The 12,582-nt window shown below is 71.9% G+C and carries 14 protein-coding genes; 6 read left to right on the forward strand and 8 right to left on the reverse strand.

The genetic code is table 11. The annotated features are described in order from the left end of the window. Positions 1-33 precede the first annotated feature (33 nt). The 3 genes from ACZK5D_RS15980 to ACZK5D_RS15990 are packed head-to-tail and all read left to right on the forward strand — an operon-like array spanning position 34 to position 2,997. The gene (locus tag ACZK5D_RS15980; RefSeq protein ID WP_463666017.1) at positions 34-1,239 is read left to right on the forward strand and encodes a LolA family protein; all 1,206 of its coding nucleotides are present in this window, start codon (positions 34-36) and stop codon (positions 1,237-1,239) included. After that, positions 1,236-2,177: an ABC transporter ATP-binding protein gene (locus tag ACZK5D_RS15985; RefSeq protein ID WP_463666018.1), complete on the forward strand. Its 942-nt coding sequence runs from the start codon at positions 1,236-1,238 to the stop codon at positions 2,175-2,177. The genes ACZK5D_RS15980 and ACZK5D_RS15985 overlap by 4 nt, the downstream gene beginning before the upstream one ends. Then, on the forward strand, positions 2,164-2,997 hold the full coding sequence (locus ACZK5D_RS15990; protein WP_463666019.1) for an ABC transporter permease: 834 nt from the start codon (positions 2,164-2,166) through the stop codon (positions 2,995-2,997). The genes ACZK5D_RS15985 and ACZK5D_RS15990 overlap by 14 nt, the downstream gene beginning before the upstream one ends. Before the next feature lie 40 nt (positions 2,998-3,037). Here ACZK5D_RS15990 and ACZK5D_RS15995 read toward each other — a convergent pair whose 3' ends face one another. Continuing rightward, positions 3,038-4,057 carry a hypothetical protein gene (locus tag ACZK5D_RS15995; protein WP_463666020.1) on the reverse strand — a complete coding sequence of 340 codons (1,020 nt, stop codon included), beginning with the start codon at positions 4,055-4,057 and terminating at the stop codon, positions 3,038-3,040. Between the two features lie 193 nt (positions 4,058-4,250). Between ACZK5D_RS15995 and ACZK5D_RS16000 the strand changes: the two genes are divergently transcribed. Further along, positions 4,251-4,496, forward strand: coding sequence for a hypothetical protein (locus tag ACZK5D_RS16000; RefSeq protein ID WP_458995877.1), 246 nt, complete (start codon positions 4,251-4,253; stop codon positions 4,494-4,496). Between the two features lie 55 nt (positions 4,497-4,551). Here ACZK5D_RS16000 and ACZK5D_RS16005 read toward each other — a convergent pair whose 3' ends face one another. After that, complete coding sequence (locus ACZK5D_RS16005; protein ID WP_463666021.1) at positions 4,552-5,256, reverse strand: AMIN-like domain-containing (lipo)protein; 705 nt, start codon at positions 5,254-5,256, stop codon at positions 4,552-4,554. Between the two features lie 93 nt (positions 5,257-5,349). Between ACZK5D_RS16005 and arfB the strand changes: the two genes are divergently transcribed. After that, on the forward strand, positions 5,350-5,793 hold the full coding sequence (gene arfB / locus ACZK5D_RS16010; RefSeq protein ID WP_463666022.1) for an alternative ribosome rescue aminoacyl-tRNA hydrolase ArfB: 444 nt from the start codon (positions 5,350-5,352) through the stop codon (positions 5,791-5,793). 22 nt (positions 5,794-5,815) lie between these two features. Here the strand turns inward: arfB and ACZK5D_RS16015 are convergent, their stop codons facing one another. Both ACZK5D_RS16015 and ACZK5D_RS16020 read right to left on the reverse strand, forming a co-directional pair. Next, the gene (locus tag ACZK5D_RS16015) at positions 5,816-6,214 is read right to left on the reverse strand and encodes a VOC family protein (protein WP_463666023.1); all 399 of its coding nucleotides are present in this window, start codon (positions 6,212-6,214) and stop codon (positions 5,816-5,818) included. 10 nt (positions 6,215-6,224) lie between these two features. Beyond that, on the reverse strand, positions 6,225-6,656 hold the full coding sequence (locus ACZK5D_RS16020) for a helix-turn-helix transcriptional regulator (protein ID WP_463666024.1): 432 nt from the start codon (positions 6,654-6,656) through the stop codon (positions 6,225-6,227). A 243-nt stretch (positions 6,657-6,899) separates the two neighbouring features. Between ACZK5D_RS16020 and ACZK5D_RS16025 the strand changes: the two genes are divergently transcribed. Continuing rightward, on the forward strand, positions 6,900-7,778 hold the full coding sequence (locus tag ACZK5D_RS16025; protein WP_463666025.1) for an aldo/keto reductase: 879 nt from the start codon (positions 6,900-6,902) through the stop codon (positions 7,776-7,778). A 30-nt stretch (positions 7,779-7,808) separates the two neighbouring features. Here the strand turns inward: ACZK5D_RS16025 and ACZK5D_RS16030 are convergent, their stop codons facing one another. From ACZK5D_RS16030 to ACZK5D_RS16045, 4 genes are all read right to left on the reverse strand, one after another. After that, positions 7,809-8,354 (reverse strand): NADPH-dependent FMN reductase, encoded by a 546-nt coding sequence (locus ACZK5D_RS16030; protein WP_463666026.1) that lies wholly within the window; start codon positions 8,352-8,354, stop codon positions 7,809-7,811. A 201-nt stretch (positions 8,355-8,555) separates the two neighbouring features. Next, positions 8,556-10,403 carry a hypothetical protein gene (locus tag ACZK5D_RS16035; RefSeq protein ID WP_458995869.1) on the reverse strand — a complete coding sequence of 616 codons (1,848 nt, stop codon included), beginning with the start codon at positions 10,401-10,403 and terminating at the stop codon, positions 8,556-8,558. Beyond that, positions 10,400-10,915, reverse strand: a complete 516-nt coding sequence (locus ACZK5D_RS16040) for a SigE family RNA polymerase sigma factor (RefSeq protein WP_458995868.1) — start codon at positions 10,913-10,915, stop codon at positions 10,400-10,402. The genes ACZK5D_RS16035 and ACZK5D_RS16040 overlap by 4 nt, the downstream gene beginning before the upstream one ends. Positions 10,916-11,252: 337 nt before the next feature. Beyond that, positions 11,253-12,311 carry an IS110 family RNA-guided transposase gene (locus ACZK5D_RS16045; RefSeq protein ID WP_458994410.1) on the reverse strand — a complete coding sequence of 353 codons (1,059 nt, stop codon included), beginning with the start codon at positions 12,309-12,311 and terminating at the stop codon, positions 11,253-11,255. Between the last annotated feature and the right edge of the window lie 271 nt (positions 12,312-12,582).

Here is a 12,582-nt window from a genome sequence, read left to right on the forward strand (position 1 = left end):
GTCCTCTCAGCGACCCCGGTCTAGCGTGGGCCCATGACCGAACGCCGCTCCGCCCTTCGCACCCCCTGGATCGCCCCGATAGCCGTGGCCGGCGTCGTCGCCGTCGGACTCCTCGCGCAGCCGCTACTCGCCTCCGGCGAGGGCAGCAACCTGCCGGACCTCACCGCCGAGGAGCTTGTCGCCAAGGTCATGGACGCCGAGCCGCAGGCCATGTCCGGCACCGTGGTGCACACCGCGCGCCTCGGCCTGCCCGACCTCCTCTTCACCGAGGCCACCGGGGCCGACCCGATGTCCCTGCTGGGCGGCAGCTCCACGCTGCGGCTGTGGACCGACGGCGCCGAGCGGGCCCGCGTCTCCCTGCTGGGCACCATGAGCGAGTACTCCGTCGTGGCCGACGGCACGGACGTGTGGACCTACTCCAGCTCCGACGACGAGGTGGTCCGCTACACCGTCAGCGACGCGGACCGCGCCCGCCTCGAGGCGATGGGCGAGGAGGCCCGCGAGGAGGCGCTGGCGAAGCAGGCCGAGCTGCCCACGCCTCAGGAGGCCGCCGCGGAGGTGCTGGCGAAGGTGGAGGAGCACTCCACCGTCCGGGTCGACTCGCAGGTCTCCGTCGCCGGCCGCGACGCCTACCAGCTCGTGATCACCCCGGACACCGACGGCACCCTGGTGGACCACGTGGTGCTGGCCGTCGACGGCGAGACCATGACCCCGCTGCGGGTGCAGACCTGGAGCACGCAGGACGAGACGGCGCCCGCCGTCGAGGTGTCCTTCACCGACGTGGACTTCAGCGCGCCGGCCGAGTCGGTGTTCGAGTTCTCCACCCCCGCCGGCGCCACCCAGCGCGACGTCGTGGTCCCGCTCCCGGCTGAGGGCACCGAGATGCCCGCCCACGAGGGCGAGCACCAGATGCCCACCGTCATCGGCACCGGCTGGGAGTCGGTCGTCGAGCTGACCGGGGTGGACATGGGCGCGCTGCTGGCCGGCACCCCGGGCTCCATGGGCGGGCTGCCCGAGGACTTCACCGGGTCCGAGGAGGCCAAGGACCTCATGGAGGAGTTCAAGCCCGAGCACGGGGGCGGCATGGACCTCGACACCGGCGCCCTGTTCGAGGAGCTCACCACGGAGGTGCCCGAGGGCAGGCTGCTCAGCTCCACGCTGCTCAGCGTGCTGGTGACCGACGACGGGCGGGTCCTCGTGGGCGCGGTCCCCGCCGAGACCCTGCGCGCGATGGCGTGAGCGCCCCCGCGATCCGCACCGAGGGGCTCACCAAGCGGTTCCGGTCCGGCCAGGTGGCCGTGGACGGGATCGACCTGGTGGTGCCCCGCGGCGCCGTCTACGGCTTCCTCGGCCCCAACGGGTCGGGCAAGACCACCACCATCCGCATGCTGCTGGGCCTTGTCCAGCCGACGGCGGGCGCCGCCTGGCTCCTGGAGCGGCCCATGCCCGAGAGCGGCGGCGAGGTGCTGCCGCGGGTGGGCGCCCTCGTCGAGGGTCCCGCGTTCCAGCCGTACCTGAGCGGGCGGGCCAACCTGGTCCGCCTCGACGCCTGTGACGCGACGGCGGACCCGGCCACCTCCCGGGCCCGGATCGACACCGCCCTGGAGCGCGTGGGCCTGACCGCGGCCTCCGGCAAGCGGTACCGCCAGTACTCGCTGGGCATGAAGCAGCGCCTCGGCCTGGCCGCCGCCCTGCTCCGCCCCCGCGAGCTCCTCGTCCTCGACGAGCCCACCAACGGCCTGGACCCGCAGGGCACCCGCGAGGTGCGGCACCTCATCCGCGAGCTCGCGGCGGAGGGCTCCACGGTGCTGGTGTCCTCCCACCTCCTGGCGGAGATCGACCAGGTGTGCTCGCACATCGGGATCATGGGGCAGGGCCGGCTCCTCGCCCAGGCGGAGCGGCACGAGCTGGCCGCCGACGACGACCCGCGGATCGTGGTGACCACCACCGTCGACGGGGTGGCCGCGGCGCGCGACGTGCTCGGGGCCCTCGGGCTGGCCGAGGTCGCCGTCGACGGCGTGGAGCTGCAGGCCCGGCTGGGCGCGACCCCGCCGGAGCGGGTGTCGTCGGCACTGGTGCATGCGGGCGTGGACCTCGTCGGGCTCGAGGTCCGCCGTCGGAGCCTGGAGCAGCTGTTCGTGGAACTGACCGGGGAGGGCTTCGATGTCGCGCGCTAGGGGTTCCTTCGGGAGGCTGCTGCGCAGCGAGCTGCGCCTCCTCTTCGGGCGGCGCCGCACGCTCGCGCTGCTCGCCGGGCTGGCGTTGGTGCCGGTGCTGCTCTCCGTGGTGCTGTTCATCGCGCAGGGCTCCGGGCTCGAGGGCCAGGGCCCGGGCTTCATCGGACGGGTGACCGGCAACGGCCTGTTCCTCGTGATCGCGGCGCTGTTCATGTGCCTGCCGTTCCTCCTGCCGCTGACCATCGCGATCACCGCGGGCGACGCGATCGCGGGCGAGGCGCAGGCCGGCACGCTGCGCTACCTGCTGACCCTGCCGGTGGCGCGGACCCGCCTGCTGGCGGCGAAGGCACTGGTGTCGCTGGCGTTCGCGGTGGCCGCGGTGGCCGTGATCGCCGTCGCGGCGCTCCTGGCGGGCGGGGCGTTCTTCGGCTTCGGCGAACTCACCCTGCTGTCCGGCACCACGGTCGGGCTCGCCGACGGCGTGGGCAGGATGGCCGGGGTGGCGGGCTACGTCGCGCTGTCGCTGACCGGGCTGGTCGCGGTGGGGCTGTTCGTCTCCACGCTGACGGAGGTGCCCGTCGGGGCCATGGCGGCCACCGTGGTGGTCTCGGTGGTCTCCACGGTCCTGGACTCGCTCCCCCAGCTGGCGGCCATCCACCCGTACCTGCTCACGCACCACTGGTTCGACTTCGCCGAGTTCCTCCGCCTCGAGGTGGACTGGGGCGTGCTGGGCTCGGGGCTGCTGGTGCAGGTGGTCTGGGTCGCGGTGTTCGCGTCCCTTGCGTGGGCGCGCTTCCGCTCAGCCGACGTCACCTCCTGACCCGTCGGTGTCCCGACGGGGGACGGGGTGGTCCCTGCGGTCAGCGGGTGGTGGCGGTGAAGCCGTGGGCGATGCCCACGCCGTTGCCCCAGGTGCCGCCGATGACGCCGGAGTTGTTGATGCTGCTGGCCACCGTGGCCTGGGCGACCTCATCTCCTGAGGAGTAGTCGAGCGCCCTGAACCTGCCGCCGGTCAGCAGCCACGCCCCGCTCGTTCCGGCGCATCCGTTGCCCGACTCTCCGACGATCCAGCCGCCGTCGTTGACGGCGTGCGGCTCCGTCCAACCACAGGAGTTGTCGGTGGTGCTGGGGTCGACGATCCGGGTGAACTTCTTGCCCGACACCACGAAGCCGGCGTTCATGGGCTCAGGCCCCGCCTTGGTGACCTTGAGGTAGGTGTACGCGCCCACCATGCTCCCGGTGGAGTTGATGCCGAAGAGCCTGGTCCCTAGGGCTGGGGCTCCCGTCGTCGCGGCGCCAGGGGCGGCGTACGTGGTGAACACGCCTCCCGTCCGGACGAAGCCCCGGTTGCGGGTGATGAGCTCAGTGGATCCGTCGTCGTAGGTGAACAGGTCTGGGCCCACGGTGTACGAGTAGCCCACCACCACTCCGGAGGGGTTGATCCCGGTGGCCACGGTCCCGTAGGTGCTCGCCTCGGTGCCGTCCAGGGTGGGGTCGTCGAAGGTGACGAAGTCCCCGGCGGCGTCTCGCACGAAGCCGTGCTCGAGCCCGTCGATGCCCAGATAGGAGCCCACCATGACTCCGGAGTCGTTGACGGCGCGGACGACTGTGCTTGATGCCCCTGGGACATCGATCGTCGACGGGGCGCCATTCTCGAGCGCGAAGCCGTGGCTCCCGCCAGGCTCGTCTCCGTAGTACCCGACGACGAGGCCGGCGGTGGTGACGCCGGTCACGTGCGTGTCGTCGGCCCCCGTGACGGCGACGTCGGTGTAGGTCACGGTCTTGGGCGGTGGCGCCGCCCCTGAGGTGCCTGGCGAGACCGCGAACACCGCCGACAAGGCGATGACCGCGGCGATGGAGAGTGCTCTTCGGGTGTTCATGGCCGACCTCCCGGACAGGACCCCGCCCAGTGCGGGCGGGCCCGTGGCCAGACGGGTCGCACTGGGTGTCGGCGTCGGTCGGAACTTGCGCGGCACGGCAGCGTGCGGGCTGAACGCGGACCCGACGATGGGTGCATCGCGTACCACTGTCCACGGTACTCCCGACGCGCCGGCGCCGCATTAGGATCGCCCCATGGCCATCACGCGGGACGACATGATCAGGATCCTGGCCGAGGCGGACCCGGTGGGGCTCATCGCGGGCGGCGCGCCTCAGGACGAGTACGCGGCCGAGGCCGACGCGATCCTCGCGCTGCGCGGCGTGCCGCAGGTGACCGAGATCACCGGCATCTTCTCCGTGAGCTTCAGCGAACCGGGGGCCTGCACACGCGAGACAGCCCGCTGGATCGCCGAGGAGATGGCGCGCCGGGCGGCCGGCTGACCTCCGGGCTCCCACCCGCCAGCCCGCTGGTGGGTTCCGGGCCGCGCCCCAAGGCTCACGAGTGGCGGATGTCGATCACGATCCGGGCCGGATCGGACAGCGCGAAGACGCGGTAGGCGGTGCGCTCGTCGAGGCCGATCAGGATCTGCTGCTGCGCCTCGAAGAGGCCGCCGAAGACCACCTCCGTCACCACCTCCAGGGATCCGCCGTCGACGGTGGCGCCCGAGTAGCGCTCGGCCGACGGCGTGGTCCAGTCGATGCCGTAGACGCCGAGTTGGAGGAAGGCCTCCCCCTCCACGTCCAGCGCCTCCCCCGTCGGGTCCTCGACGGCCTCGTCGACGAACCCCGCGAACCAGCCCAGGTGCGGGTCGTCGCCGGTGAGGTCGAGCACCACGCGGTCGTAGCCCTCGTGCAGCCCGATCCGGACGGCGGTGATCTCCTGCGAGTTGTCCGGGACCGCCCCCGACGGGTCACGCTCGGACGGCCCCGTCAGCCAGGGATGGAGGGCCTCGACGCCGTCGGGGACCGGGGCGGTCGAGGTGGCCGTCGAGTCGGGGGGCGCGGGGCTGGTGGCCGTCGCGGAGGGAGACGCCGAGGGCGATCCCCCGGGCGTGGCCGTGCCGGAGGTCTCAGGTGCTGGTGTGCTGGCGGCGGGGGTGGGGGTGGAGCTGGTCGGCTCGCTCGGTGTGGGCGCCTGGCCCCCGGAGCAGCCGGCGAGCAGCAGGGCCACCGCGGCCGTCGCGGCTGCTGCGCGTCGCATACCTCCACGGTACGCCTGGGAGGGGCGATCCACGAGGGGCCGACGTCGAGGGTGTGCGCCTCCCGGCGCGGCTTCGGCGCCTACGCTTGCCTGGTGAGCGAGCTGCGGATCGCCCCTGGGCCGGGGCTGCCGGACGGCCTGGTGGTCCCGGCCGCCGAGCTGACCGAGCGCTACTCGCACTCGTCGGGTCCCGGCGGCCAGGGCGTGAACACGTCCGATTCGAGGGTGCAGCTGTCCTTCGACGTGGCCGCCTCGTCGGTGTTCGACGACGTCCAGCGCGAGCGGCTGCTGCACCGGTTGAGGTCGCGGCTGGCGGGCACCGTGGTCACCGTCGTGGCGTCCGGGTCGCGCTCGCAGCGCCAGAACCGGGTGGCGGCCAGGGAGCGTCTCGCCGACCTCCTCCGCGAGGGGCTGGCGCCGCCGTCGCCCCCGAGACGCCGCACGCGCCCCACCCGGGGTTCCGTCGAGCGTCGGTTGACGAACAAGCGCAGGCACGGCGAGACCAAGCGCAACCGCGCCCGCCCCGACGACGCGTAGGCGGCCGGTGGGTCGGGCGGTCTCAGGCCTGGTCGACGCGCACGAGGTTGCCCGACGGGTCGCGGAAGGCGCAGTCCCGCACGCCCCACGGCTGGTCGGCGACCTCGGAGACGATCTCCGCCCCGGCCTCCTTTGCCTTGGCGAAGACGGCGTCCACGTCCGAGGCGCTGAAGTGGGCGGCGTTCATGGCCCCCTTGGCGACGAGGGCGCGGATGAACTCGACGTCCTCGGGGGATCCGTCGACGTAGTTCGACAACACGATCGCCACGTCCGGCTGGGAGGGTGCGCCGACGGTGACCCAGCGGAACTCGCCCTGGGGAATGTCCATGCGGACCTCGAGTCCGAGGACGTCGCGGTAGAAGGCCAGTGCGGCGTCAGGATCGTTGACGGTGATGAAACTGGTGGAGAGCTTGATGTCCATGCCCACAACGCTAGACGGGCCGGGGGGCTAGCGCTTCTCCATTCCTGCTCGGTCGGGTCGCCAGCCGCGCCACGCAGCTTGGCACCCCGATCAGCACCGAGTGGTCGCCGTCGCGATAGGCGGTGGGCGGCAGACCCACCAGCTCGGTGAAGCGCGCGCTGAACGACCCCAGCGACGTACAACCCACCGCCATGCACACCTCGGTGACCGACATCCCGCCGCGGCGCAGCAACCACTGCGCCCGCTCGATGCGTCGCGTCATCAGATAGGAGTATGGGGTCTCGCCGTAGGTGGCCTTGAACCGGCGAGTGAAGTGCGCGGGCGACATGTACGCCGCGGCGGCGATCGCGGCCACGTCGAGCGGCTCGGCGTAGCGGCGGTCCATCAGGTCGCGGGCCCGGCGCAGGAGCGCGAGCTCGTCGAGGCGTCCGTCGGCCGGCATGGGTGAAGCCTACGTCCGCCTCGGCAGCCGGGGCCATGCACCGGTGAGCCCGTCCGCACACAGCTCCCATTCGACGTCGCCCGGTCCGGTTCGCCGCACACCGTGGGTGATCAGCGCTTCCGGCGGTCCAGATCCAGCTGCGGGAGCGCGTTCGCCGGATCCGGCGCGGGGCAGCGAGGACGTGCGGGATCGGTGGTGCCCTAGGGTCGAGTCGTCGTCCATCGCGATCCGGAGGTCTCCCCCATGGCGCTCATCCCCCTCACCCCCGTCACGCTCGGCGCATCGCGCCTCGGCGATCGCCCCGATGCGGAGGCGTTGGCCGACGCGCTGCTCGCGTCGCCGCTCGGGCACGTGGACACCAGCAACAACTACGCCGACGGGAGAAGCGAGACGCTGCTCGGCGACGCGATCCGCCGGGCGGGCGGGGCGCCGTCGGGCACGTCGGTCTTCTCCAAGGCGGACCGGGACCCGGACACCGGGGTGTTCGACGCCGACCGCGTGCGCCGATCGCTCGAGGAGTCCCTGGAGCGGCTCGGCCTGGACCACCTGCCCCTCTACCAGTTCCACGATCCGTTCACGCTCACCGTCGACGCGGCCCTGGCACCAGGCGGCCCCGTCGAGGCGTTGATCGCACTGCGCGACGAGGGGGTCATCGGGGCGATCGGGATCGCGTACGGGCCGCTGGCGGAGACCCTCGCCTACGTGGAGACGGGGCTGTTCGACGTGGTGCTCAATCACAACCGCTACACGCTGGTGGACCGGTCGGCCGGGCCGCTGTACGAGCGCGCCCGGTCACTGGGCATGCAGGTGTTCAACGCGGCCCCGTTCGGCGGCGGGACGCTGGCCAACGGGGACGGCACCTACGGCTACCGGGGCATGACCGAGGACTTCGCCGCCCACGTCGGGAGGGTCCGCGCGCTCGCCCGCGAGGCGGGCGTGGATCTGGCGGCCGCGGCACTGCAGTTCTCGATGCGCAGCCCGCTGGTGGACACCACGGTGGTTGGCATCCCGTCGCTGGCGCGCCTCGACGCTCTGGCGGGCCTGGTGGAGGCCGAGGTGCCCGACGGGTTCTTCGACGCCGTCGAGGCGCTGGGCCCGCCGCCGGCCAGCGGCAACGACTGAGTCGTCGTCACCGCCGGCCGCGGGGCACCGTCAGGCGGCCGCGTCCTCCGACGCTGCGGCGTCGGCCAGCTTGTCGGAGAGCGCGTACAGCTCGGCGAGCTTGTCGGCGCCGGCCGTCACGCGGCCCTCCATCGTGACGTCGGTGTTGAAGACGAGCCCGGTGGCGCCGACGACGTCGGCCTTGAGGTTCTGCATCAGCTGCGTGAGGGCCGTCGTGGCGCGGCCGCCCCCGCCGAAGCCGTAGCCCACGAGCGCGATCGGCTTGCCCTCCCACTCGGCGTAGAGGTAGTCGATGGCGTTCTTCAGCGGCGCGGGGAAGAAGCCGTTGTACTCGGGGGTGACCATGAGGACCGCGTCGGAGGCGTCGATCGCGGCCTTCCAGGCCAGCGTGTGCGGCTTCGTGTAGACGCCGGAGCCGGCCGGGGCGTCCTCGTCGATGAAGGGGAGGTTGATCTCCGCCAGGTCGAGCACGGTGACGTCCCAGTGGGAGTCGAGGGCGTCGGTCACCCACGCGCTGACGGTGCCGCCGATGCGCTGGGGACGGGTGGACGAGACGATGATGGCAAGATTGTTCACGTCTCAACTATGACACGAGAGTGCTTGATTTTTCAATTAAGCCGTGGGCGGACGCACGCCCTCCCGCTCCCTGGCGGCCACCCCCGCCGCCCCCCCCTGTGCACGACACGCCGACCCGATGGCCACCCGGTGCCGCATGCGCCCATGACCACCAACTCCGTCGGTGTTTCGTGCACGCACCCCTGTGCACGACACGCCGGCTCAGGGTGTGCCGACGCGGAGGCCGGCCAGGCTCTCGGTCCACATGGCGGCCAGCTCGCCGTCGGGGGTCCAGGCCCCGTCCGGGAACCGCACGCGGACGTCGTCGTCGATCAGGTAGGTGACCGGGTCGCCGTACTGGTTGAGCATCACCAGGTACGGCCCGCCCTCCGACAGGTTCCACTGGTCGTCCGGCGTGGCCGTGGCCTGCGAGACGGCCAGCACCAGGTCGCCCGGGAGTTCGCGCTGGACCCACTCGTCGCCGTCGGCGGGATCCGCGGGGAGCCCACAGAGGTAGCCGCGGTAGAGCGAGCCGCGCTCGACGGTGCCCAGCGAGTTGAGCCCGACGATCCCGACGTTGTCGCTGCAGAGGGGGACCTCGTCGAGGAACGGCTCGGGGTTCGCGTCGCGCTGGGCCGCCCACAGCGGGAGCAGGTCCTGCAGCAGGGCGCCCCCGCCCGCCCGGTTGCCCCATCCGCCGACCCACTCGCAGTTGACGGTCTCGGCGGAGACGACGCGGCGAGTGCCGTCGGGGTAGTCCAGCACCACGTGGTAGGTGATGCCGCCCATCTCGGTGCACGCCTCGTAGTCGGGGCTGGGCAGGGCGTTGATGGCGTCGACGACGCGGTCCGGGTCCGTGGTCAGCGGCTCGATGGGGCCCACCCCGCCGAACGTCTCCCAGCGGTCGCCGCAGAGCCAGGCGCGGGCTGCGCCGTCGGGCAGGGTGTCGGTGTCGGGGAGGTCCTCGGCCGCGAGGGCGCCGGTCTGGATGTCGTCGCACACCGTCGAGACCAGGCCCTCGCCGCGCTCGTCCGGCAGCACGACGGGGGTCGGGGTGGGCGATGGGGCCGGGTCGCCGTCGCTACGCTGGGCCTCGACGATCCGCGCCTCAAGCTCCGGATCGAGCGGGCCCCAGAGAAGCCGCTGGGCCCCGTCGTCCCACCAGTAGGTGGCGTCGGCGTCGCGGTGGAGGGAGATCGGGTCACCGGTCGCGGTGAGCAGCACCAGGTCCGGGAGCGGGGCCTCCCAGCCGACGTCCGTCGCGGCGAGGTTGTCGGCGGTCAGGAGGGTGGCAAGGAGCTCTGCCGTGAGCGCGGCGTCGAGCTCGACGGCGGACCCGTCGGCGCGACACACCACCGCCCGCGCCAGGTCGGAGTGGGCGAGCGGGCGCAGGACGGACGAGTAGGAGGAGTCGCACACGTCGGTGCCGGCGAACGCGAACCCGGTCTCGGCGCGCTCCTCGGCCCACAGGTCGCGCAGCGTCGCGAGGTAGCCGGCGCCGTCGGCGCGGAACACGTCGAACATGCCCGTGCCGTCGCGGAGGTCGCCGCAGCCGGCGATCCGCAGCGCGCGGTGGATCCCGTCCGGATATTCCACGACGACGGTGTAGTCGAGCGGGTTCGGCATGCAGTCCAGCACGCCCACCGACTTCTCCAGCGCGTTGAACGCATCGGCGGCGTCCTCGGCGTGGGCGACCAACGGATCCGGCATGCCGACCAGCTCCAGCTCCGAGCCGGTGTCCGAGCGCCCGCACAGCCACACGCGGGTGGCGCCGTCGGGGAGGTCGTCGTCGACGAGAGGTTCGGCGCCGGTGAGAGGGTCGCGGCAGGGGTCGGGGACCAGTGGTGTCGCGGCGGGGGTGGGGCTCGGCGTGGCGAGGACCACCGACGGGGGCGCCGTCAGCTGCAGGGCCAGCGGCGTGGCCATGCCCACGACCGCGACCACGGCCGCCGCAGCCACGCCGATGCGGCGGTTCCGGGCACGCCCGCGGGCGTTGGCCGCCCAGCCCCGGGTGTCGGGGCGCGGCGGGACGCCGTCGCGGAGGGCGTCGGAGAAGTCCTGTTCGTTCATGGCCTGTCCTCCTGAGCGAGGTGGGGGGAGATGCGCAGGGCGGCGAGCCCGCGGCTGACATGGGAGGTGACGGTGCCCTCGGGGATGCGCAGCAACTCGGCCACCTCACGGGTTGGCCGGTCCTCGAAGTAGCGCAGCACCAGGCAGGTGCGTTGGAGGCGGGGCAGGGCGGCGAGGGCGCGGTGGATGTCGGTGCCGAGGGTCGGCTCGGCGGTGGCCGACGGCAGATCCGGCGGGCTGTCCGACGGGACCTCGGATCGCCACTGGAGCCTGCGCCACCACGAGACGAACGTGCGGTACATCGTCGTGCGGACATAGGCCTCGAAGTGGTGGTCGTTGTCGAAGGAGCCGTAGCGGCCGTAGGTCTTCGACAGCGCGGTCTGGACGAGGTCCTCGGCATGCTGCCTGTCGCCGGTGAGCAGCCAGGCGGCCGCCCAGAGCTCACCGCCGCGGGCGGCGACATACCGGTCGAAGCCGCTGGCCGCGACATCGGCCTCAGCCACATGGTCCATCACTGCCTCCATGCCCTCTAGACGCGACGGGGTTGCGGTTTCACTGCACCCGAGCACCAGCGAACCAGAACCCGCGCGGCACCGCAGCGGCTCGGGTCCGGTCGCACGCCCCGCCGCCGGCCGTCGTTGAGCCTGACACGGCTCTCGCTGAGGCCACTTGAGCCTGACACGGCTCTCGTGGCGCCCCGTTGAGCCGGATCTCGGGTTCAACGCGGGGAGACCTCGATATGAACGATCCAGAGCCCTTGAGAGCAGTTTCCGGCTCAACTCAGTCCCACGAAGCCTTCACCCCGACGCAGCGGAGTCGCCTTGTCAGCCCACGTCTCTCAGGACGCTCCTATGTTTTGTCAACCCCTTTTTCGAGGATTCTGAAGGTCTGGCGGGCGACGTATCGTTTGAGGCAGCGGCGGATCTCTCGCTTGGTTCGGCCTTCAGCGGTGCGGCGTTCGATGTAGGCCTTGGTGGCTGGGTCGTTGCGTTGTCTGCAGAGGATGATGGTGTGGATGGCCTGGTTGAGGTGGCGGTCGCCGGAGCGGTTAAGGCGGTGTCTGGTCTGTTGTGTGCCGCTGGTGGCCGGGATGGGGGCGGTTCCGGAGAGCATCGCGAATGCGGCCTCGGAGTGGACGCGTCCGGGATGGGACCACACCAGCAGCAGGCTCGCCGCGACGATCGGTCCGACGCCGTTGAGGTCGAGCAGGTCAGGGCGCCACTTCCTGACGATGTCGAGGATCTGCCGTTGCAGGGCCTTGGCGTAGAGCCGCAGCGACCGGGCCCGCTGTGCGAGTTCCTTCAGTACCGGCATCAGGATCCCGGTCAGGGGGTCGTCATTGGTGTGGGGTCGTAGTTTCAGGGCCTGGGTGACCATCGGGGCGGTCTTGCGGCCGGTGAACCGTGACCGGAGCTCGTCGGGGGCGGTGAGCACCATCGAGCGGAGTTGGCGTTCGGTGTCGGTGGCCTGCGTGATCGTCAGGTGTCTGCTGGTGACAAGGACCTGGAGCGCGGCACGGTCACCGGTGACCGCCCGCGGGGTGGACAGGGAGTCCCGGCCCAACGCGTCCCGGGCTGCCCGGACCGCGTCGATGGAGTCGGACTTTGCGCCGTTGCGGCGCTTGATCCGCTCTGGTCGGTCGACCTCGACCACCAGTTCGCCGGCCAGGGCGCGGGTCAGGCCGATGCCGTGGCTGTTGGTGCCCTCGATGGCCCACCCGCGCCGGCCGGGACGGGTGTGGGCCCAGTCGATGAGCTGCTGATAGCCGGCCGGGTCGGCCGGGGTCTTGATCGTGTCGAGCACCCCGCCGGTGACCGCGTCAACGGCCGCGGCGACGTGGAACTGCTCGTGGGTGTCGACCCCGATCACGAGGTCGACAAGCTCGCGGAGATTCTTCACACTGGACATGCGTCCCCTTCCATGGACGTCAACCATCGGGTTCCGATCCGGGCAGGGACTAGGCACAACTGTGATGGGACACAACCGGCGCTGCTGACGCTGGTTGGTCAAGCTCCTGAATCAGGCCACTGGTTTCTGCTCGGGTCGGGGTCGACGCTCACGCCGGACATGTCCTGACCAAGGCACCCGGAGGGCCAGCTTCGAGGAGAGTCACGACGCGACCGTCGATCCCAACAACACCACCAATGAGGTGGTGACACCAGACTCACAGCTTCGAGGC

This window comes from Tessaracoccus yangjingae (assembly GCF_055326235.1).

Bases quoted from the DNA above. Each gene is read 5' to 3' on its own strand.
- ACZK5D_RS16020 (WP_463666024.1), bottom strand. From the start codon at position 6,656: ATGCCGGCCGACGGACGCCTCGACGAGCTCGCGCTCCTGCGCCGGGCC.
- ACZK5D_RS15980 (WP_463666017.1), top strand. From the start codon at position 34: ATGACCGAACGCCGCTCCGCCCTTCGCACCCCCTGGATCGCCCCGATA.
- ACZK5D_RS15990 (WP_463666019.1), top strand. From the start codon at position 2,164: ATGTCGCGCGCTAGGGGTTCCTTCGGGAGGCTGCTGCGCAGCGAGCTG.
- ACZK5D_RS16025 (WP_463666025.1), top strand. From the start codon at position 6,900: ATGGCGCTCATCCCCCTCACCCCCGTCACGCTCGGCGCATCGCGCCTC.
- ACZK5D_RS16005 (WP_463666021.1), bottom strand. From the start codon at position 5,256: ATGCGACGCGCAGCAGCCGCGACGGCCGCGGTGGCCCTGCTGCTCGCC.
- ACZK5D_RS16040 (WP_458995868.1), bottom strand. From the start codon at position 10,915: ATGGACCATGTGGCTGAGGCCGATGTCGCGGCCAGCGGCTTCGACCGG.
- ACZK5D_RS16045 (WP_458994410.1), bottom strand. From the start codon at position 12,311: ATGTCCAGTGTGAAGAATCTCCGCGAGCTTGTCGACCTCGTGATCGGG.
- ACZK5D_RS16015 (WP_463666023.1), bottom strand. From the start codon at position 6,214: ATGGACATCAAGCTCTCCACCAGTTTCATCACCGTCAACGATCCTGAC.
- ACZK5D_RS15995 (WP_463666020.1), bottom strand. From the start codon at position 4,057: ATGAACACCCGAAGAGCACTCTCCATCGCCGCGGTCATCGCCTTGTCG.
- ACZK5D_RS16000 (WP_458995877.1), top strand. From the start codon at position 4,251: ATGGCCATCACGCGGGACGACATGATCAGGATCCTGGCCGAGGCGGAC.
- ACZK5D_RS16035 (WP_458995869.1), bottom strand. From the start codon at position 10,403: ATGAACGAACAGGACTTCTCCGACGCCCTCCGCGACGGCGTCCCGCCG.